12 protein-coding genes are annotated in these 23,646 nt (G+C 48.0%); 10 read left to right on the forward strand and 2 right to left on the reverse strand.

Annotation, left to right across the window (positions count from 1 at the left end; genetic code table 11):
• Positions 1–4: 4 nt before the first annotated feature.
• The 4 genes from ACX0G9_RS22910 (at position 5) to ACX0G9_RS22925 (ending at position 6,941) form a co-directional block, all read left to right on the forward strand.
• Positions 5–1,300 carry a glycan-binding surface protein gene (locus ACX0G9_RS22910; RefSeq protein WP_459067297.1) on the forward strand — a complete coding sequence of 432 codons (1,296 nt, stop codon included), beginning with the start codon at positions 5–7 and terminating at the stop codon, positions 1,298–1,300.
• Between the two features lie 139 nt (positions 1,301–1,439).
• Positions 1,440–3,191 (forward strand): alpha-L-arabinofuranosidase, encoded by a 1,752-nt coding sequence (locus ACX0G9_RS22915; protein ID WP_459067298.1) that lies wholly within the window; start codon positions 1,440–1,442, stop codon positions 3,189–3,191.
• 25 nt (positions 3,192–3,216) lie between these two features.
• A complete protein-coding gene (locus ACX0G9_RS22920; protein WP_459067299.1) occupies positions 3,217–5,085 on the forward strand; it encodes a glycoside hydrolase family 9 protein in 1,869 nt (622 codons plus the stop codon).
• A 308-nt stretch (positions 5,086–5,393) separates the two neighbouring features.
• On the forward strand, positions 5,394–6,941 hold the full coding sequence (locus ACX0G9_RS22925) for a hypothetical protein (protein WP_459067300.1): 1,548 nt from the start codon (positions 5,394–5,396) through the stop codon (positions 6,939–6,941).
• Between the two features lie 6 nt (positions 6,942–6,947).
• On the opposite strand, the gene ACX0G9_RS22930 is transcribed toward ACX0G9_RS22925, so the two are convergent.
• Complete coding sequence (locus ACX0G9_RS22930; protein ID WP_459067301.1) at positions 6,948–7,748, reverse strand: 3-keto-disaccharide hydrolase; 801 nt, start codon at positions 7,746–7,748, stop codon at positions 6,948–6,950.
• Between the two features lie 148 nt (positions 7,749–7,896).
• Positions 7,897–11,310 carry a GH92 family glycosyl hydrolase gene (locus tag ACX0G9_RS22935; RefSeq protein WP_459067302.1) on the reverse strand — a complete coding sequence of 1,138 codons (3,414 nt, stop codon included), beginning with the start codon at positions 11,308–11,310 and terminating at the stop codon, positions 7,897–7,899.
• A gap of 199 nt (positions 11,311–11,509) precedes the next feature.
• On the opposite strand from ACX0G9_RS22935, the gene ACX0G9_RS22940 reads away from it, so the two are divergent.
• From ACX0G9_RS22940 to ACX0G9_RS22965, 6 genes are all read left to right on the forward strand, one after another.
• Positions 11,510–14,329, forward strand: a complete 2,820-nt coding sequence (locus ACX0G9_RS22940; protein WP_459067303.1) for a DUF1553 domain-containing protein — start codon at positions 11,510–11,512, stop codon at positions 14,327–14,329.
• Positions 14,330–14,379: 50 nt separating this feature from the next.
• Positions 14,380–15,888, forward strand: coding sequence for a DUF1501 domain-containing protein (locus tag ACX0G9_RS22945; protein WP_459067304.1), 1,509 nt, complete (start codon positions 14,380–14,382; stop codon positions 15,886–15,888).
• A 57-nt stretch (positions 15,889–15,945) separates the two neighbouring features.
• Positions 15,946–16,914 carry a sugar phosphate isomerase/epimerase family protein gene (locus ACX0G9_RS22950; protein WP_459067305.1) on the forward strand — a complete coding sequence of 323 codons (969 nt, stop codon included), beginning with the start codon at positions 15,946–15,948 and terminating at the stop codon, positions 16,912–16,914.
• Entirely contained in the window at positions 16,914–18,434 is a 1,521-nt protein-coding gene (locus ACX0G9_RS22955; protein WP_459067306.1) for a c-type cytochrome domain-containing protein, read from the forward strand. Before ACX0G9_RS22950 ends, ACX0G9_RS22955 begins: the two co-directional genes overlap by 1 nt.
• 271 nt (positions 18,435–18,705) lie before the next feature.
• Positions 18,706–21,771 (forward strand): SusC/RagA family TonB-linked outer membrane protein, encoded by a 3,066-nt coding sequence (locus ACX0G9_RS22960; protein ID WP_459067307.1) that lies wholly within the window; start codon positions 18,706–18,708, stop codon positions 21,769–21,771.
• Between the two features lie 53 nt (positions 21,772–21,824).
• Entirely contained in the window at positions 21,825–23,561 is a 1,737-nt protein-coding gene (locus ACX0G9_RS22965) for a RagB/SusD family nutrient uptake outer membrane protein (protein WP_459067308.1), read from the forward strand.
• The last annotated feature ends 85 nt before the right edge of the window (positions 23,562–23,646 follow it).

Here is a 23,646-nt window from a genome sequence, read left to right on the forward strand (position 1 = left end):
AAGTATGAATAAGATTGCTTTTCATATCACCAAAAGAACCATACTGATCCTGCTGGTAGCAGCCGGGATCATACAGGTCTCCTGCCAGAAAAGTGGCAATTCCGGCAAACCGGTTATAACTCATGTAAGGGCAGTAGATTCCACTGCGCGGGACAGTTTTTTTGTAAAAACCTATCCGGGCACCCTGATCGTTATTCAGGGATCGAATTTCGATGGGTTGCAGCATGTCTATTTTAATGAGTTTGATGCTCCTTTCACGGTTGCATTGACGACTAGTACAAATATCATCATTACCATCCCTTCCAATTCGCCTACCGCACCGCCGCTGGATAAAGTTTCCAATACCATACGGGTGGTAACCAATCATGGGATGGCTGATTTTGATTTCCAGCTGATATTGACTCCTCCGATCATAGTGGCTGTCTCCAATGAAAATGCCCAGGCAGGTTCCACTCTCTTTATCGGCGGGAGTAGTTTCTACGGGATCAGCAAAGTGGAATTCCCCGGCGGGATTGCTGCGAGTGATTATACCGTCATCAGTCCAACGCTGATTTCCGTAACTGTTCCGGCGGGAATAACGGCAGGGGATACCTTGCGGGTATATGGCGCTTTCGGAACAGGAGCTTCACCATTTATCTTCGATAACTGGTTGTCTCCCGGAAAGGGCGTTATCGCCAATTTTGACGGCGGGACCAGCGATATATGGTCTCCTCCTGCAGACAATCCTTATTATGGATGGTCACAACAACAATGGGTCGGCAAAATTGTGACCGATCCTACGGTATTTCCGGGAGGAACGGGAAATTGTGTGGAGATCAATCCGGCGGGCAATAAACCACCCGGTGATAATTCCTGGTGGCAGGATGCGAATTCCATCATCACCAACACAGGTACCTGGGTAGATAATACCAGCGATCCCATTGGTAATTATGCCATGAAGTTCGAGGCAAACGTAAAGAATTGGACGGCGGGCTCTATCTGGGTAGGCACTTCCTTTCCCGACTGGTCCTATCTGGCCGAATTTGCTCCCTGGAAAAAAGCGACAGGCGGTAAATTCTCTTCCAATGGCTGGATAACCGTAACGATACCGCTTTCTCAATTTCTCGAAGTGGCCTTGAATTCTTCGAACAAATCAACCAATGCCTATACACCGAAAGGTGCCGGCCCTTCCGGTTTTTCAAAATTGCTGGGCGGCGGCGGATTATTTTTTATCATGTATTCCAATGACGGAACCACTACGATACCCGGAGACTCATTTGCATTCGGGATCGACAACATACGGGTGGTGAAGATCAGATAAGGGGCAGCATTCCCTTAGGGAACAGTGGTTCCCTTTTTTTAAAACGGCAGTTTCAGTTTAGCAGATACACTAGGAAGATGCAACGGTAGCAAGCAGGCTATCGTTGCATCGGAATAGTGCAGGGTAAATATTGAATAGTATGAAAACTTTTTTTAGCACCGGATTTTTTTTGTCGGTAATCCTGATTTCAGGCATCGATTGCTCAAAGACCAGTTCTTCCGGAACAAATAACAATGGCAATGGTACTCCAAATCCTCCGGGTACGGACTCCTTGTATAACCCGGTTGATCCGCCCCTGGCATCCTCCATCGGTTTTTTTCAGGACGATTGGCAGGATAAATCCTTTTCCCCTCCTCCTGTTATTTCAGGAACCGTTCCGGCCGGAGCGGCCACCGATACGCTCACCATCAATGTAAATAAGGTGATCACCAAGGTGCAAAAATATATGTATGGGAATAACTCAAATCTGTGGATGGGCCAGATCGTTACCCAACCGGCCCTGATGGGTTATATCAAAGACCTTTCGCCGAATATCATCCGTGCCCCGGCGGGGAGCGCGAGTGATATTTATTTCTGGAATGCAACGACGGCCGCCCCCGCCGATGCGCCGGCCAATTTACTGAATTCGTCCGGCGTTGCTTCACCCGGCGGGTATTGGTTTGGCGGAAATACCGGGAGCTGGACCCTGGCCCTCACCAATTATTATAGCCTTTTATCCCAAACAAACAGCAAGGGGATTATTACCGTGAACTATGGGTATGCCAGGTACGGAACCAGTGCGGATCCGGTAGCCGCAGCGGCGCATTTAGCGGCAGATTGGGTACGTTACGATCAGGGAAGGACAAAGTTCTGGGAAATTGGCAATGAGACCTATGGTAACTGGGAAGCGGGTTATCAGATCGATGTAAGCCAGAATAAGGACGGACAGCCGGCGATCATCACCGGGGATCTGTACGGGAAACATGTAAAGGTATTCGCGGATTCCATGCGGGCGGCAGCAAAAGAAACCGGCGCCACTATTTATATCGGCGCTACCCTGATCGATGCAACCCCTTATCAGGGTGCATATCCTGCTTTACTCACCTGGAACCAGGGCGTGCTGACCCAGGCAGCGAATACGGCTGATTTTTTTATCGTTCATGATTATTTTACAGCCTATAATGCCAATTCTAGCGCTGCGGATATTCTAAATACGGCTACCACCATTCCGGCAGCCGCCATGAAATATGTGCAGCAGCAATTGTCGTCTTCCGGTGTGGCCGGTAAACCGATTGCCTTAACAGAATGGAATATCCAGGCTGTGGGATCCAAACAGAATGTATCCAATATCGCGGGCCTTCATGCGGCCAAAACAATAGGGGCGATCATAAAGAACCAGTTTGGAGAAGCCAGCCGTTGGGATCTGGCTAACGGATGGGGGAACGGAGATGATCAGGGGATGTTCAATTCGGGTGATGAACCCGGAGCCCCGGCCTGGAACCCCCGGCCTGCCTTTTATTATCTGTATTATTTTCAACGGTTTTTCGGGGACAGAATGGTCGGCGATACTATCCACGCCGTCAACAACGACCTGGTCAGTTATTCCTCCACCTATACTTCGGGGCAGGCAGGAACGGTGATCATCAATTCGGGATTGACCAATCATATCGTGGCCGTCAATTTTCAACATTTCCCGGCTGGAAGTAAATACTATTGGTACGTGCTGACAGGTGGTACGGATAACGGGGAGTTCTCCGGACAGGTATTCGTCAATGGTACCGGCCCTTCTACGGCGACGGGTGGCCCTTTGAACTATGGCGATCTTAAAGCATATTCGGCAACTCTTTCCGGGACCATCAACATATCCGTGCCGGCTCGCAGCGCTGTTTACCTGGTAGCGGATAAAAAATAATCTTTACCCTGGAAAAAAGGATGTCATGAAAAAAAGTATGGTGTTTAAATGGGTCCTGGGGGGAATGTTATTCTCCACCCTTTTATTGGGTTGGATCGTTGAACTTCCACACGAGAATCTTATCCGGATCAATCAACTGGGTTATTACCCGCATGCACCAAAAATGGCTGTTGTGATCAGCGATTCCGCTCACCGGTCCGGTGCATCTTTGTTTTATATCCTTTCTGAAAACAAAAGAGATACTGCCTTTACAGGAATCTTAGGTCCACTCACCAAATCGACCAACTCCTCCTTATTCACACGCTCGGCAGATTTTAATGGGTTGACCCGGGAAGGGACCTATAGGGTTGTTGTTCCAGGGATAGGTGAATCCTATCTGTTCCGGATCGGCAAAAAGGTGTCTGGTCAAATGGCAGCGGCTTCTTTAAAAGCATTCTATTATCAACGATCCGCAATGCCGCTGGATGCCGTTTATGCCGGACAATGGAGCAGACCGGCAGGACATCCGGATACGGAAGTGCTGGTGCATTCATCCGCTGCTTCTGTTCAACGACCCGCAGGAACGATTATTTCGTCTCCGGGTGGATGGTATGATGCGGGGGATTACAATAAATATATAGTGAATTCAGGGATTACCATGGGCACCCTTCTGGACGCTTATGAAGATTTTCCGGCTTACTTCGATACGTTGCACACCTATATTCCACCGATTGGTTCCGGGATTCCTGACCTGTTGAATGAATCCTTGTATAACCTGAGGTGGATGCTTACCATGCAGGATCCGGCAGATGGCGGTGTATATCATAAATGTACCAATGCCGCTTTTGATGGTATGGTGATGCCCGGGTTAACAAAGGCTCCGAGATATGTTGTCCAAAAAGGAACGGCCGGTACCCTGGATTTTGCGGCCGTCATGGCACAGTCAGGGCGTATTCTGGAAAAGTTCAGACTCCAGCTGCCCGGATTGGCTGATTCTTGTATGCGGGCTGCCAGGTCGGCCTGGTTATGGGCAGAAAAGAATCCCGGGACAATATATGATCAACAGGAATTGAACAGCCAATTCACTCCTCCCATATCCACCGGCGCCTATGGCGACCGGGTCTTTAAGGATGAACGATTTTGGGCTGCTGCGGAACTATGGGTCAATGCAAAACGACTTGGAAAAATGAAATCAGAAACAGGAAACAATAAAAACAATAAAAGGGTAGAGCAGGAGTATGAAAAGGTACTGGAGGAAAGAAGTGGGGATAGGATGAACCTGCCATCCTGGGGTAATGTAGAGATGATGGGGGCGTATACCCTGCTGCGTTATCATCGTATCCTGGATGACAAAGGCCAAACAAAAAATTCTGAAAAGGACCAATTCTTCCTGCAGATCTTGCGGAAACGCCTGCTCCAAATTGCGGATGGTTTTCTTTCACAGATTGCCGGTAATGCCTTCCATACACCAATGGGGCAGTCTGCACATGATTTCGTTTGGGGCAGCAATGCGGTAGCGGCCAACCAGGGAATGCTGCTGATCAATGCCTGGTTGCTGACCCGGGATAAAAAATACATAGATAACGCACTGGCTAACCTGGACTATCTTTCAGGCAGGAATGCTACCGGCTTTTGTTTTGTAACGGGAATGGGCACTTACTCCCCCTGGCATCCTCACCACCGGCCCTCCATGGCGGATGGTATCGAACCTCCGGTGCCCGGACTACTCGTAGGCGGACCCAATCCTGGCAGACAGGATCATGAAAAATACGATCTGATTGAACCCGAAACGGCCTACCTGGACAAAGGCGGGGCCTATGCCTCCAATGAGATCGCCATTAACTGGAATGCTCCGTTGGTCTACCTGTCGGGAGCGCTGGAGGCTTTACAATGTGAGGTCGGGTTTTCGAAATGAAAGGGCATTGGCAACAATGAAAGGGGATTGGCAACTTTTTTTGGTTGGTCAACCAGCCCTGTAAAATATTTTTGCTTTTCATAGAAACCTTTACTAGTTTTGGTTAGCCTGTATTCGTTCGTTCCATGCACAGGAATTATTCTTCTTCCATTCCACCTCATTCTTTTTAAAGGTATTATCCCTCAAAGACAATATGTCCGGTCGTCCCGGTCCGGTCTGTCTGCAGCCGTCGTGTTTTAACGTGCCTGTAACCGTTGTGTTATAACGTGCCTGTAACAGTAATGTATAAAACCTAAAACATTTATCCAATGAAAAAGATTATCATTGTCTCCGCTTCTCTTTTCCTGGCCGCAATCCTATACACCAACTGCAACCAGGGACCTGGCACAAAAGTAACGGAGGTGAAGGCGGTCGGAGATTCCGTGAAAGTGTCACATTCCTATACATTCGATATCCAATTTCAACCCAAGCCGCCTGATGATCTGGTTTTCCAGGCTAACGACGAACAGAAGGTGTCTTTTGCCTGGAATGAGTTCCTGGCCTTGAACTGGAGGTCATCTTTTAGCAAGGATCACAAACGGGACAATCCGGATACGATCTGGAATTATTCCAGTTCGACACAGAAAGCTCCCGATCTTGTAGTATGGGAGACCTTTGCGCACCGATCGGAGCTGAGACCCTATAATGACAATATGTTACCTTTCGATGCTCCTCCGCATTATAGCTTTAAAGCCCAGCCCTCGCTGGCACCCGGTAAAGGCGGCTATCTGGATCTCTGGGACAATCTGGATGAGAACAATGAGATCGGCTCCTGTTATCTCTATGGAAGGGTAGATACCTTCAATAGGGACAACCTGGTATTGTTCCAGGCCAAGGTGAACAGGGACGAGTATGAATATATCTATAACAACTATCCCAAAAAAGTCCTGATAACAGCTGCGACCAAAAATACGGCCGACAATATCACGCAGGATTCATCCTACTATCCCGGCATTAATGGTGCGCCCTGTAATTGCCCGAAGGAGAAAAATGTAATTTGTCTCCCATGTGGTAAACGGCCTGCGGTGATCCACCATGGAGCACAAATTATCCATATTCCGGGGCAGACGGGTTCGATAGAGGTGAAGACAGCCTGGCGGAAGCTGGCAGCGGGAGAAGATGCGTCTACATTTTTTACCCGCATGGTGATAACCTACAGCAAGGGCCCCAATGATAAAGTATATTACAGCAATGAGCAATATGCATTAATAGGTATCCATATTATTCATAAGACGCTGAACTATCCCAATTTTGTCTTTGCCACCTGGGAGCACATAAATGTGGAGAAACATCATATGGGTTATGTGGAGATAGATACCAATAAGAATGAGGGTCCATTGGTGGTGAATTATCCGAGGCTGCACCCTGTACCCGAAGTGGCGGATTCATCCACTGAATACGTTCACAGGGAGTTGGCCAAAAGAAACGCCAACTCCGTATGGCAGAATTATCGCCTGGTAGGCGTGCAAACGACGCTAACGAATGACTCGACGACCTTCAGTTATTTTATGGCCAATTATGTGATCGAGTCGGACCCTACGCTGGCTGACTTTCATGGGAGCGGCATCCTGACACCCTTCGACGGAAAAGCCAATTCCCTTTATCAGGGACACGGCTATACGATGGGCGGCTGCCAGGGTTGTCATGGTGTAGCCCAGACAAAATTCGGCGGGGACGAATCTTTCCTGATGGATAATTTCGGCAAACCGGTAGATACGCCCGATGTGGCCTCGCACCGTAACAAACTACAGACCTATATCAAGGCCATCGACGCTATTCAGCGGCGGCAGGCTTTGCTGACGGTTCATAACCATTGATTTATTTTAAAGCGGCCGGATCCAGATATTCTTGAAGCTGATCGGTTCGCTTTTGTCACCATGTGCCTGTAATTTGATGGCAGTGGCGCCATGTGCTTTATAATAAGGTTTTCCGCGATAACGGGTCACACCTTTTAATTCAAAATTGTTCTGTACCAGCACTCCGTTATGAAAGGCTGTCACATGAGCGGGCGTGGCCAGGCTGCCATCCGTATTGAAGGTTGGGGCAGTCCAGATCACATCATAGGCTTGCCACTCTCCTGGTTTTTTACAGGCGTTGGCTAATGGGATGCCTTGTTTGTAAATTGCGGCTGTCTGACCATTCACATAAGTTTTATTGTTGTAACAATCCAGTACCTGTAATTCATATCCTTCGTCGCCGGGACCTGTAGAAGCCAGGAAAACCCCGCTATTGCCTCTGGCCTGTCCTTCGCCGGTGATATTGGTTGGCACCTTCCATTCGATATGCAACTGATAATTGGTAAAAGAACGTTTGGTCTGAATGCCGCCGGCTTTTTTATTGACCGTCAGGGCTCCTTTGGAAATGATCCAGTCGGAAGGAGCTGTTCCATCTTTCCCTAACCATTCATCCTGGTTCTTGCCATCAAAAAGAATAATGGCGTCGGATGGAGCGTCGGCAAAAGTAGTTCCGGGAGTCACTATAGGTGGAACTGGCGTATAAATTTCTGTCAATTCATGGGCATCTGCAGAATCAGCCTGGGCGTTCGCCTGCTGGACCCCTGCAAGGAGGCCGATGGCCGAAACAAAAATTGTCTTTTTAAAGGATGGACAAGCAAATTGGAACATAATAGTAGTGTTTGTTAAATGGAGAAGTAGTCTTAATAATGATGGGACAATTTAATACAAAAATGGCAAATCCTCCTTTTAATAGATTATGTAATAAAATAAAATTCCGGACCCAAAGGTAAGCAACACCTGATAACTAATTGAAATGTTAGTAAGGCGCATGCATCATCACCTTGTTTATCTCCTCCACGGTCAATGCCTTCCGGAAAAGCATAACATCGTCGATATATCCTTTAAAAACCCTGGTTGGATCGGACCCGTTCCGGCCAATATTCCATAAATGACTGCCGGAATAATCACCAGCACCAGTTTCCCCTTTCGGATCACGGGGTTCCATCTTTTTGACCCCAACCAATCGCCCGTCAATATACAATTCCTCGAAAGCCTGACGGGTTACGCCGGCGATATGATGCCAGTGACGGTTCCACCCGGAGGGTACAGGTGAAAAGGCCTCATGACCTTCCCATCCGTTGCTGTAAAAGTTAATAAAAGTATTGCTTCCTTTTAGTTGAAGCGAATTCCAGTCGCCTTTGCAGAGTATATCAGAAAAGTTCTCCTCTTCCATGGGGTAGATCCAGGCCATCATAGTCATCGTTTCGTTATGCCCCAATGAATCCAATTCTTTGCCGGAAGGGATCTCGATATAACTGCCTTGCATAGCATTGGTCTGAATGGCTTTCCCGAACAAACCCTCAACCCATTTGACCTTACCGTGTACCTTTCCATTATTGCCCTCACCGGAAATATCTGTTACCTGCTGCGCGGGCCCCTGATCAAAATTCAGGACCATTACCGCTCCCAGTCTGTGTAACAGCGTAGTATCCGCAGAGGGCAGCATTCCCGGCTCCAGGATACGGACTGTTGAAGGGGAAAGATCGCCGATGGCGATCTCAGAAACTGGCGTACAATCATTTCCGGAAATAGGGAAGCTAACTTCTTTTTCCTGCCCCGGCTCAAGGGTGGTTGTTTTTGTCCGGAAGGGTTTATGATTGAGGTAAAGAATCGCAGAGGTCCGGGCCTTGCGGCTCCCGGTATTTTTTATTTTTGCGCTAACGGTAAAGCAGTCTTTACGATAAAAGACTGAGGGCAGTGGTACCGAAAGATCCCGATAGACAAATGCCGGTTCTTTTGCTTTTACAAAAAGCTTTCGTGGAGACTTTTCTTTTCCGATCGTAATAACATGCGAACCCGCGTAATAAAGAACGATGGGGAGGATGACATGCTGCGTATCTTGCGCATTCACCAGGACCTTTGCGTCAGCATAATATTTGCCGTCGACAAATATCGCCAGATGCCGGCTTCCTGCAGCCAGTCCGGTGTTACTGACTTTGCAAGACCATTCCACCACTTCTCCGGCCTCAGCCGTCGGAGAAGATAGCAGGGGAGGACTTACTGTAAAATCCGGGTGCCCGGTTGTCTGGGAAGGTGGCGCATCTTCAACAGCGGCTCCCCATTTCTTATTTGGTTCCGGCCCCATATGGAGGACCAATGTCCCACCGGCAAGGATATCCATATGGGATAACCAGGGCCGCAGGTAAGGCTGGCCGTTCAGGGTGGCATATTGAATATATTTATTGGCGGATGAATTTGAAGGAGCCTGGATCCTGAAATCTTTTCCATTGGGCAGATGAACAACACATTCATTGAACAGCGGGCTTCCTATCTCATATACAGGACGACCCGGTGTGACAGGATAAATACCCATCGCGCTGAGTACAAACCAACTGGAAAGGGCGCCCAGATCATCATTGCCGGGAAGACCGCCGGGATCGGCAGAATAGGAGGCCTCACAAATATGACGGACCCATTGCTGGGTTTTCCAAGGCTGGTTTACAAAGTCGAACAGATAAGCATAATGAAAAGGAGGTTCATTATCGTGGACATAATAGCCCTTTTCCATGCACTCCGAAAGTTTTTTGGAAAAAGCCTCTTTTCCCCCCATGAGGTTGACAAGCCCATTTACATCATGGGGAACATACCAGGAATAGGTCCATTCCGTGCCCTCGCAATAACCACCGCTTGCCTGGCTTCCGTCCACGTTCCTCGCCCGCATAAAACCCGATGCAGCATCGTATAGGTGCCGGTAGTTATAGGAACGGCGCAAAAGTGTTTCAACATCAATGTCTTCTTCAGGAGTCTCACCTGCAGTCTTCAGAAAATTAGCGCCTGCCCAATCGTTGTAGGAAAATTCCAGGGTCTGGGAAACACTGTTGACGACATATGCCGGCACATACCCGAGCCTGTTATAAGACGACATATCCCTTCGGGCATAAGGCGAATCCAACAAACTTTTGCGGATGGCCTGCCGGGCTTTGACGACGTCAAAATTCCGGATCCCCTTATTATACGCATCGAGGATTAATTCGACATTATGATTGCCCAGCATATTGCCCGTCGGAAGCCATCCTGTCTGGTCATAGGTATCGAGGGTGGAGGCTATCATCTCGCCTTCCGCCAAAGGATCGAGAAGAGCGATCAGTGGATGCTCGCTGCGATAAGTGTCCCAGGGATAAGTTGGCGAATAACGCCTGGGGATTTCTCCGGCATCGGAAAGGATCGCGGGCATAAAAGAAGAATGATAAAGGGCGGTATAAAATACCCTGCGTCGTTGGGCATCTCCTCCTTTTATTTCTATGCTGCGCAGGCGACGGTTCCATATCTGCTTGTTTTCCCGGCTTATCTTTTCGAAATCATGATCAGGTATTTCTACCAGCAAATTTTTCGCAGCCCCAGCGATAGAAGTCAGCGAAAAGCCGATCCGGAGATCGATGATTTCCCCGGCCCTGGTCGTAAAATCCAGACGGATCTCCGATGAATTACTCTCCGATGAATTACTATCCGATGAGTCCCCTTCCTTACCCGAATGTTGTATATGGAAGGGTTTGCTCGTATGGGCAATGAACCAGATTCCATGACTTTGGCCGGTTAAAATACTATCTGAAATAATCTTCACCTCCGATACATCGGATATAAGAATATGGGACTGGCCGGATGCGGGAAAAACAAATCTTCCGAACCCCGCATGGACGGTTGCCGTAAATGAGCTGTGAATGTCAAAATCAGGAAGGTCCACATCATATTGCCAGGGATGGCTTTGTTCCCGGCTATGCAAAAAGGAAGAAGATTTTTTTTCCGGTCCGGTAAAGGGCATGATCAGGAAATTACCCCCCGAGCTCCAGCCACTGTGATGGTTCAGGAAACTGAATCCACCGATATGCGTATCCTTATAATGATAAGAATCCGGAGTGATCTGGACCATGCCAAAGGGTAACAGGACGCCGGGGAATGTAGCCCCGTTGGATTCCCATACGGTCCGATGGCTGGATTTGTCCGTTCCGATCAGAGGATCGACTTCATCGGCTGGGCTTGCTGCCTGGTTTTCCCGGGAATGTTTCCCTATAGCAACATGATTAGTTAAATGATCGTGCAGGACGGTATGGAGGGTATGGTCGTTTTGCGCAATAATCCTGCCGGGGGAATGCAGTGCAGCGAAAAAAAAGGATACAACAAATAGGTGATGGCGGGTAATCAGACATACGGAATGATAAAGATCGATTTTCATAAAGGGGCAATAACGTTTATTTCCTGGTCGGCAGGTTTTTTGCCGGATCAAGGTAGGGATAATTCATTGACTGCGTCCGCCCGTTTTTATGCAAACGTTTGTGTGAGTATTAATGAGGCATTATCTGATAAAACCCCATAAAAAAGTAGTAGATTAGATTTGTTGTCTCCCATTTGGGGAATTTACAAAGGTTTGCTTTATGGAAAATATGGCTATCAGCAGGTTAAGGAGAAATAAAATTAGTATACTGGTTACCGGTATTGTTATTCTTTCTGCCCTCCTTTTTTATTTTGCTGTCACGCCCGGCAGGATAGATTTTAATACCCAGGTTAAACCTATTCTCAATAAAAATTGTATCGTCTGTCATGGAGGAGTGAAGCGTTTGGGCGATTTCAGCCTGTTATTCCGTTCTGAGGCCCTTGCCGTGAACAAGTCGGGGAAACCGGCTATTATTCCCCATGATCCCGAACATAGTGAGATCATGCGCCGGCTTACCTTAAAAGATCCGGAAGATAGGATGCCCTACAAACAGGAGCCGCTGGCAAAAAAGGATATCGATATCCTTCGCCAGTGGATCAAAGAAGGCGCGGTCTGGGGGGATCATTGGGCATATGTTCCTGTAAAAGAAGTGGAAATCCCAAAGCCCGGTCACAGTTTCTTCGGATGGAATTACAAAGCCAAACCTGAATGGGTAAAGAACGATATTGATTATTTTATACTCAAAGAGCTGCAGGAAAACAAACTTACGCCTTCTGTGGAAGCCGATAAAGCAACGCTCCTCAGAAGGGTTAGCTTCGACCTGGTTGGTCTGCCGCCCACGCCTTCCCTGGCGAAGGCCTTCTTACAAGCCCCTGATGAAAAGACTTATGAACGGCTGGTGGATTCCCTGCTGGCTTCTCCCCATTTTGGTGAAAAATGGGCCGCCATGTGGCTGGACCTTGCCCGCTATGCGGATAGCCAGGGATACGAGGCGGATGGAGAACGAAAAGGGATCTGGCATTACCGGGATTGGCTCATCCGGGCTTTCAACGGCGACATGTCGTATGACCGGTTCCTGACAGAACAAATGGCAGGCGATCTTTTACCCGTTAAGAACGATGATCAATTCATAGCAACGGGTTTCCACAGGAATTCCATGACCAACAGCGAAGGCGGTACGGACAATGAAGAGTTTCGTACCGCGGCAGTGCTCGACCGGGTGAATACTACCTGGCAGGCCATTATGGGAACCACTTTTGCCTGTGTGCAATGTCACAGTCATCCCTACGATCCTTTCAAGCATGAGGATTATTATAGTTTCATGGCTTTTTTCAATGATACCCGCGACGAAGATACTTATGACGATTATCCGCTGCTTCGGGAATTCAGCTTTTCAGACAGCGCGAAGCTGCAAAGCGTGTCGGAATGGGTGAAATTGAACGGCACAGCGACAGAAGCGGCGCAGCAGGTGCTGTTCCTGAAGACCTGGCAGCCTTCCGTCAATAGCTTGCGGGCGGACCAATACGTGAACAGCGCCCTGCAGGACACTAAATACCTGGTTTTCCGGAATCACAGCTCCGCGAGATTACAGCAGGTTGACCTGACTAACAGGGATGAATTGATTTTCCGTTACGAAGCTCATAGAAAGGGTGGTAGTCTGACCATCCATCTGGACAGTCTTGACGGACCGGTCCTGAAAAAGATTTCAATAGATACAACTAGTAAGGGCTGGGAGATTAGTTCGATCAGTTTGCCACCGGCAAGCGGCCCGCATGACCTCTACCTTGCCTATAGTAATCCCCTTATGCGGAATCTTACGGATAACGGTTTGTTGTTCGACTGGCTCCATTTTGGAAAAAGCCTGCCGGGCAGGGGTCGTCCCGGGTATGCCGCCCTGGAAAAGACCTGGTGGGAGCTATTAAGAAAAGACCGGGCCGGGATACCGGTTATGATGGATAATCCGAAGGATATGCACCGGGTTTCGAATGTCTTCGTCAGAGGTAACTGGCTGGTAAAAGGGAAAACCGTTCTGCCGGACGTACCACATTCCCTGAATCCTTTTCCGGCAGATGCACCGCGTAACCGGTTGGGGCTGGCTGCCTGGTTAACCGACAAACGTAATCCTCTGGTGGCAAGGACCTTGATCAACCGTCTCTGGGAACAGCTTTTTGGGTCGGGCCTTGTGGAAACATTGGAAGACATGGGTACACAGGGAGCGGCGCCTACGCATCGGGAATTATTGGACTGTCTTTCCTGGAAGCTCATGCATGAGGAAGGGTGGAGCATAAAAAAATGTTTGAAGGAAATGGTCATGTCAGCCACCTACCGGCAGGATTCGAAGTTCACTGAAACCTTGCGTGAAAAAGATCCTTATAACAAATTATATGCAAGAGGCCCAAGGGTCAGACTTTCAGCAGAGGAAGTGCGGGACCAGGCATTGACCGCCAGTGGCCTGCTGAGCGCCGACATGTACGGCCCTCCCGTAATGCCCTGGCAGCCGGAGGGGATCTGGCTTTCCCCCTATAACAGCAATACCTGGAAAACCAGTGTTGGTCAGAACCAGTACAGAAGGGCGATCTATACGTACTGGAAACGTACGGCCCCTTATCCTTCCATGATCACTTTTGACGGTGCTTCCCGGGAAGTGTGCACGGCAAGGCGCATACGCACCAATACCCCGCTTCAGGCCCTGGTAACCCTCAATGATTCTGTTTATATTGAGGCATCCAGGCACCTGGCCTTCCGGATGATGGAGGCATATGCGGACATGACTTCTGGCGACAAAACAAGCAGACCCGGAGATAAAGATAAAATGATTGCTAAAGGGTATGAATTGTTAACCTTCCGGCCGATTGAACCAGCAAACCTGGTCATATTGAAAAAGTTGTATGATAAAGCGTATGCCGCCTACTCCCAAAAGCCCGAACTGGCCTGTGAAGTCGTTGGAGAGCCTGGCGTCCATGCTAACCCGGAAACGGCGGCCTGTGTGGTAGTGGCAGGGGCATTATTAAACCTGGATGAAGTAATCACGAAAAATTAAAACTAACCTTGTTTCCTGACCGGATGAATTGAACATTAATCTTATTCAGCATGACCCGAAAAGAAATACATGACCAACGACTGGTAAAGGAGGCTAACACAAGAGCTATAAATCATCTGACCCGCAGACATTTCCTGAAAGAGAGTGCAATGGGGCTGGGTGGTCTTGTTTTAGGATCACTTTTACCGGGTTGTGGTACCGGCGGAGGCGGAGGAAATGAAATTATTTTCGATGCTGCCAATCCCCTGGCTCCAAAACCACCGATGTTCCCTGGCAAGGCAAAGAGTGTGATTTATCTCCATATGGCCGGTGCTCCTTCTCAGCTGGAACTGTTCGATTTTAAGCCCGATCTGCAAAAGCTCAACGGTCAGGATTGTCCCGAATCATTGTTGAAAGGCAAACGTTTTGCTTTTATCCGCGGAGTCCCGAAAATGCTGGGCCCTCAGGCCAACTTTGCACAAAGGGGACAGAGCGGGGCCTGGGTGAGTGATTATCTTCCTCATTTTGCAAAAGTTGCCGATGAAGTTAGTTTTCTTAAAGCGGTCACGACGGATCAATTTAACCATGCCCCTGCCCAACTGATGATGCATACCGGATCGGGCAGATTGGGCAGACCCAGTATCGGTTCATGGGCCACTTATGGATTGGGAACGGAAAACCAGGACCTGCCGGGGTTTGTAGTACTTACCTCCGGAGGCCATTTCCCCGATGCCGGCAAAAGCGTATGGGGCAGCGGCTTTCTGCCTTCCGTTTACCAGGGGGTTCAGTGCCGCAGCGAAGGAGATCCTGTGTTATTCATAAAGGATCCCGATGGAATGGAAAGGGATATCCGGAAAGCTGCTATCGATGCGATCAACGAGGTCAATCAACGGGAATATAACGAATATCAGGACCCGGAAATTTTATCCAGGATCTCCCAATATGAGCTGGCTTACCGAATGCAGACCTCCGTACCGGAGGTCATGAATATTAATGACGAGCCGGCTTATATTCATGAAATGTATGGTACTAAACCGGGCAGAGCCTGTTTCGCCAATAATGTTTTGCTCGCCAGAAAACTGGTCGAAAAGGGAGTTCGTTTCGTGCAGTTGTTTGATTGGGGCTGGGATAGTCATGGGACCGATCCCTCCACTTCAGTCGATATGGGGCTGATCACCAAATGTAAAGAGGTAGACCGGGCCAAGACAGCCCTGTTGCTGGATCTCAAACAACGGGGATTACTGGAAGAAACCCTTGTCGTTTGGGGCGGAGAGTTTGGCCGGACTCCGATGATGGAGAACAGGGATGGCAAACAAAACCCTTTTAAAGGCAGGGATCACCATGTAGATGCGTTTACGATTTGGATGGCGGGCGGAGGGATCAAAAGAGGAGTTAGTTATGGCGAGACCGACGAGATCGGTTATAGCGCCATTAGCGGTAAAACTACCGCTTTCGATATTCAGGCTACCATCTTAAATCAATTGGGCTTCGATCACACAAAATTCACTTTTCCTTTTCAGGGGAGGCCTTTTCGGCTGACTGATGTGGGAGGCAAGATAATTGAAGAAGTGATCGCATAAGAATATTGGCAGGCCGAACGTTCAATTATAGCAACCGACCCTTTAATTTCGACAAACATGAAGTATAACCGAAGAAATTTTATTCAATCTTCTACATCTGCCACCACCGCCCTGCTGCTGTCTTCTTTGGACTCCCTGGCTCAGGAAAAAATGCCGGCTCCGGATCCATTGATATCAACGCAACCGGCAGTTCATAAGGCCGGCTCCTTCGAATTAAAGTTCCTGGCAACGGATTGGGGTTTCAAGGGGAGTATCGACACCTATTGCGCCAAAGTAAAAAATGAAGGATATGAAGGCATCGAGATTTGGTGGCCAAAGGAAAAAGCCGGGCAGGATGCCTTGTTCACCGCCTTAAAAAAATATCAGCTGGATCTTGGGCTATTGGTGGCCGGGGATCAACCTGATTTCCGGGATCACCTGGATCATTTTAAGCATATGATCGGTGATGCGGCACATAATACTTTCCAGCGACCTATCTACATCAATTGTCATTCCGGAAGGGATTTTTTCAGTGTTGACGAGAACCAGGCTTTTATAGATCATACGCTTGAATTATCGGCCAGGACCGGTATTCTGATCCTGCATGAGACCCATCGGTCGAGAATGCTTTTTGCAGCACCGGCTACCCGGCATTTTATCGAAAAAAATCCCGGGCTTCGGATCACGCTGGACATTTCTCATTGGACGAATGTGCATAACAGCCTTTTGGAAGACCAGCAGGCTACAGTTGACCTCGCCCTGGAAAGAGTAGACCATATCCATTCCCGTATCGGTCATCCTGACGGTCCCCAGGTCAACGACCCCCGGGCGCCGGAATGGGAAGACTGCGTGAAGGCTCACCTGGGCTGGTGGGATAAAGTAGTCGCTCAAAAAAAACGTACGGGCGGGCGTCTGACCATACTCACAGAATTCGGCCCTCCGGATTATATGCCCGCTCTTCCCTATACGCGACAACCGCTGGCGGACCAGTGGGCGATAAATGTTTATATGATGCACCTTTTACGTAAAAGATATCTACCCTCCTGATGTTATTGATAATAGAATTTTTTGGACGTTTTCATCCGGTCCTGGTTCATTTACCTATTGGAATTTTGTTGATGGGCCTGTTGTTAAAGGTTCTTTCCCGTTATCCGAAATTTGGTATTTCCGATGCAGTAATAAAACTGGTGTTTATAGCGGGGTTGTTTTCGGCACTGGTGTCCAGCCTTACAGGATACCTATTGTCCTTGAGCGGGGAGTATGACGAGAGCCTGGTGGCCTGGCATAAATGGATGGGCCTGGGCGTATGCCTGATTTCGGTGGTGGCTTTACTGGACCTGACAAACAATCAACAAAAGAACAAAGACGCAGGGGGTCTGGTCAATAACGCAGGTTTCCTGGGCAATGGGAAGGACAAATCCCGTAAACTGATTTCCGGGGCGCTCTCCGTCCTGCTGCTGATATTGATCACCGTTACCGGACACCTGGGCGGATCTTTGACCCATGGCTCGGATTATCTGACCTCCGCCCTGAATGGGCAAGCCGGTCCTGCCACAGTAATCCACAAACCGATTCCCGATATACAGCAAGCAATAGTTTACAGGGATATAATTAGTCCGGTATTGGAGGCTAATTGTTATAGCTGCCATGGGCCGCAAAAACAAAAAGGCAAGCTCCGTCTCGATGACTCCGCCTGGATTCTCCGGGGAGGAAAAGACGGACCCGTTATTGCCGGATCGGGGAAAAGGGTGGATTCTTCCCATAAGGATTCATCTCTTATGGGTAAAAGTGAATTGCTGAAAAGAATTTTGCTGCCTGCTGAAGACGAGCATCATATGCCTCCAAAAGAAAAATCTGTTTTAAAGGAAAGCGATATTGCGATTTTGCAATGGTGGATAGGGAATGGATCGGATTTTTCCGTGAAGGTGAAAGAATTGCCGCGTACAGCCAGAATTGCCTCCTACCTGTTGGCGAGACAGGATGGGAATGCCAGTGGAGGAAGAGGAACAAAGGCTCATTCCCTGGTACCTGAAGCCCCTGTGGTAGCGGCTGCGGAAAAAGACATGGATTTGCTAAAAGCAAAAAAAGTCCAACTGATACCTGTCGCCCGGGGCAGCAATTATTTGTCGGCTAATTTTATTAATGCCGGTCATATTACGGATAAAGACCTTTCCTTGCTTTTGCCTTTGCAAAAACAACTGGTTTGGATTAACCTGGGAGACCAGGCGGTTGGAGATAGCGGCATGACAGCTATCGGTCAATGCAGAAACCTGACCGTTCTCGGGTTGAATCATACCCGGATCAGCGACAAAGGATTGGTCTCCCTGAATTCGCTCGTCAATCTTCATGTTCTGAATCTGACAGGCACTAACGTTACCGCCAACGGTGTAATTTCTCTCTCTCCCCTAAAACACTTACAATCCCTGTTCCTTTTTCACACAAAAGTAACCGGCAAGGATTGGCCGGCTCTCAAAATGCACTTTCCGAAGGTCTTGCTCGACTCAGGAGGGTATTCCGTTCCTTTTGCCCCTCTGGATACCCTGAATGAAATGAGGGCTAAAAAATAATTATTATTCCTTCCTGCCTCCCGGCAAATTGCAATCGGTTGCTAAATCGTTTTTTTACGCAACCGTTTGCATTAAAAAATAAGTGTAATTACTTAACCGATTTCGTAGATTTTTGATGTGACGTCATTTATTGTTCGTAGCATATTGATTTTCAACAAATTACTAATCGTTAATCTGTTTAATTTAATGCCATTTAGCCTTGTTTTCTTAAAAATATAACAGACGCATTTTATTGATGTCTCTATATTTAAATATCCAAAAACGTTTGCTTATGTACCAGCATGTCTACAAAAAACTCACGCTTCTGAGTCTTTTCTTCTTATTAATTTTTCATCAATCCATTGCACAAACAAAGACGGTTACGGGGAGGGTCAACGATGACAAGGGTAATCCTGTTTTCGGGGCCACGGTAACCGTCAGAGGATCTAAAGGTGGGACTTCAACCGATTCAAGCGGTAATTTTTCGATTACAGCACCCGCCGGAGCAAAAGCCCTCCAGATTTCCAGTATAGGCTTTACAGGCACCGAGGTGAATATCGGCTCCGGTACCAATATTTCAGTGACCCTCAAATTTGAGGGAACCAGCCTGAATGACGTCGTAGTCGTGGGATATGGTACTGCACGGAGAAAGGATGTCACCGGTTCCGTCTCCAGTATTTCAGCAAAAGATTTCAACCAGGGTATTATCACTACCCCGATGGATGCGGTCCAGGGAAAAGTACCGGGTCTGGTAATTACCAAACCGGATGGCGATCCGAATTCCAACCCGATCATCCGGCTGCGGGGGCAAACTTCGTTATTAGGCAGTCAGACTCCTCTGCTGGTAGTGGATGGGGTGATCCTGGATAATTATGAAGTATTGTCTTCCATTCCTACTGCGGATATCGTCACCTTCGACTTTTTGAAGGATGCTTCCGCAGCATCTATTTATGGTTCACGCGGTGCGAACGGCGTGATCCTTATCACTACGAAAAGGGGGCGCAGCGGGACATTTTTGCTGGAATACAACGGCTCCGTATCGGTAGCCAAAGACGCCAAATATTATGACCTGCTGAACCGGAACGATTTTTTGAGCCAGACTAAAAAAATCTTTGGAGATTCGACAGCCCAGGCCGTTGATCAGGGTGGTAATACCGACTGGCAGAGGGCGATTACCCGGACCGGTTATACCCATTCCCATAACCTGGGTCTTTCAGGAGGTACCGGTGGTTTTACCTATCATGCCTCCCTGGATTATCAGAATCAACAGGGGATCGTCATCAATACAGGAAGACAGCAGCTTGGGCTTCGTATCAATGCAGAGCAAAAAGCCCTGAATGATAAACTGGATATCCAGTTAAACATATTGAACACCGAGACCAAACATCAGAATGTCGATGCCAATATTTTTTATTGGGCCTATAATATTTCTCCAACTGTGCCGGAGAAAATAAATGGCGTGGATAACCCAATATACAATTACAACTATGTAAATCCGGTCTGGGTACAGAATAATGAAGTGAAAAATTCGGTGGACAATTTGAAACAACAGAACCTGATCGTAAATTATGATGTGCTGAAAGGGTTGAAGGTGGGCGCCGGTGGTAACTTAAGCCGGTTTAACACCCAGTACGATTATTATCTTCCGCAGATTCCCGGATCTGCCGGCGGATTGCTCTCCCAGGGGTTTAAATACAACTCGAATTTTAACTCCTATAAAGGAGATATTCATATCAATTATGCGGGTAGTTTCGGCAAGAATAATATCACTGCTACCGGTGTTTACGAATATAATTATTACCAGGATGATAATTTTTATGCAAGAGGTAACGGCTACCTGGTAGATCCCAATCAGAACAATGCCTTGCAATCCGGCATATCCAGTTTTAATTCGATCAGTTCCAACAAGGAGGAATTCAAGCTGATCTCCTTTCTTGCCAGGGTTACCTACAATTTTGACAATAAGTATTATCTGACTGGAAGCATCCGTCAGGATGGTTCTTCCAAATTCGGGATAAATAACCAGAGGGGATATTTCCCCGCCGCATCTGCAGCCTGGCGCATCAGTAAGGAAAATTTCCTGAAAGATGTCACCTGGATCGATGAATTGAAGATCAATGTCGGTTATGGTATCACCGGTAACTCTGACCCTATCGGCGCTTATAATACGCAGTTATTGCTGGGTGGAACAGTGCATACTTTTGATCCTACCAGCACCAACAACCCATACCCCGTAGGTTACGGCGCTTCCCAGAACCCTAACCCCGACTTGAAGTGGGAAAAAAGAATAGGCCAGAATCTCGGTCTGGAATATTCCTTCCTTCAGCACAGGATAACGGGTAGCCTCTCCGTATTCAATGATAAGACCAAGGACATGCTGTTTAATTACGGGGTACAGGTGCCTCCCAATTTTATCAGCAGCGTACTGGCCAATGTGGGCAGTATGACCAATAAAGGCGTGGAACTCGGTATAAATGTCGATATCATCCGGCATAAGGACTTTGGCCTGACCCTGGGAGGCCAGATCACGACGGTGCATACCCGTGTGACGAGCCTGTCCGGAACATGGAATGGAAACGCCGTGGCGTCCAATCATATACAACTTACTTCCGCAGGTGGCCAGGGGTTGAGCTTTAATCCCCTGACCTATCTGCAGGTAGGTTATTACCCTTCCGTCTTTTTCCTGCCGCATTATGTGGGTAAGGACCAGAGCGGCAATCAATTATTGGATTCCGCAGGTGTAAAAGGTGTATCCATCGACGGGAACCCTACTTATTATTATACGGATCCTTCACCAAAGTTCACTTATGGATTTAATTTTAACGTGCGTTACCGGAGTCTGAGCCTGACTGGTGCCTTCAATGGCAACTATGGACAGAAAATTTATGACAATTCCAGGCTGAATCTGGCTAGTTACGGACGTTTCCCGGGCTTGAACGTCTTAAAGGAAACTTTTACGAATGGATTGACCGACAAACCGACAACTTCGGATTATTGGCTGGAAAAGGCGTCTTACTTGCGTTTGCAGACCCTGACAATATCTTATAACGTTCCCAGGATTAAGGGTATTGAAAATATGCGGGTATACTTTGCCGGTAATAACCTGTTCGTGATCACCAAATATAAAGGCCTGGATCCGGAAATTTCTCCCTATGGCGCTCCGAATACGACAGGCTATAGCGGTGCAAATGGCAGTCGTGCCGGGATCAGCAACCTGGCAACCAGTTTATCCGGCACTTACGGAGCCCAAGGCGGCGCTGGTTCCGGTCAGGGATATCTGGATAATAACTATGCCGGTAATGGATTTTACCCAAGGGCCCGTTCTTTTACCCTTGGTGTATCCATATCCGTTAAATAACCGGGCTCCTGTTATTAAACCCTGTTAATTCTTAATTTAAGAAAATTTTAAAAATGAAACGATTAGCAAGTATAAAAAAATGGGCTCCGGTAATCGCCCTATTGTGGATCTCGGGAGCAGCCTGCACAAAATTGGACGTTAAGACCTACAGTGTTATTCCCAGTGCCGATTTCTGGAAGAACGCTGCCGAAATTGCAGCAGGGAAAGGGCCTTCTTATGCACAGCTCACCCAGGTAGTCGGTCCGACGAATACGGGCCGCCAGAATGAGATCACCTCCGATGAAATGGTGTTCCCGACACGGGGTACGGATTGGTATGATGGAGGACAGTGGGCCCGCATGTATTATCACCAGGGTGCGCAGAGCGATGTGGATGGTAATCTGAACGGTACCTGGAATGATCTTTTTAACGGCGCCGGTGATTGTAATTTTGTCATTTATACCCTGCAGAACCTGCCTCCAGGCACCGATGTCAATCTTCAGGCCGATCTGGCTGAAATGGTTGCGCTTCGTAGCTTCTATTATTTTAAAGCCATGGATCTTTGGGGTAATATCCCTTATGTGACCAATTTTAAAGTGGATCCCGCCACTGTCGTTAACCTTTCCCGCAAACAGGTATTTGATTCGCTGGAATTACATATCAAATCGTCTCTTCCTTATCTAAATACCACCGTGGATGCGTCCACCTATGGAAAGGTGACGCGATATATGGCATTTAGTATGTTGGCCAGATTGTATCTTAATGCGGAAGTTTATACGGGAACTCCCCGCTGGGCGGACTGTATAGCTATGTGCGATTCGGTGATTGCCAATAAAACCTATAGCCTTGAACAAAATTATTTCGATCCTTTTCACGGTGCGAATAACCAAAGCCCGGAAAATATTTTCGTAGTTCCTCTTTCCTCTAATGGATTGATCTCCGGGAACGGAATCATCCAGGTAACGCTCGAATTCAACTCGGCCCTTACTTTCGGTATTCCCTGTTGCGGATATGGAAATAATGGCGGTTCGACCACCCATGATTTTTACCAGTTTTTCGACACAACCTCCAGTTACATAGATACCACCGTTACCATAAAAGGACGTACCGTGACGAACAAACTGCGGACCTTCAATGACCAGCGTACCGCCCAATATCTGATCGGACAGCAATTCCAGGGTGATGGTATAACGAATTATCCGCCAAACCGGAACTGGATCGTGGAAAGCTCGGATGTTTGCTGCACCTATGATGGTGATGCCAGCGTAAGTCAAACCATCAGGATTGGAGATGATTACAACAGTATCAAATCACCGGTGATCTATTACGATAAAATGACCCAGTTCACGGCTGCGTCAACGGACGCCAACTTCCGTCATGCAGGTCTGCGCAACATCAAATACTGGCCACAGCCAGGTGCCAGTAACGGCAATATGAGCAATGCCTGGGTGGTCTACCGTCTTGCGGATATCTATCTGATGAGAGCAGAGAGCGAATTCAGGTTGGGAAATATGGGTCCTGCCCTGGCGGACTTCAATGTAATCCGCACCCGCGCTTATTCCGGCAATGTCGCTGATAACTGGCAGCTATCCGATCTGACCCTGGACAATATCCTGGCTGAAAGAGGCCGGGAAATGGCCTGGGAAGATGTAAGGAGAGATGACCTGATCCGTTTTGGTAAATATACCGCGGCCCGGAATTATCCTCCCAAACCGGCGGATGATGCGGACAACCATACCCTGATCATGCCGATCCCTCAGACCCAATTGAGTACCAACACCAACCTGAAACAAAACCCGGGTTATCAGTAATAAATGATCGGTTAGCGCCTATAATACAGTAATTTTAATTTGTTGAATTTTTTCTTCAGTCAGGAGTAGCGGCCAGTGCAGCTAC

This window comes from Flavitalea flava, from assembly GCF_054461575.1.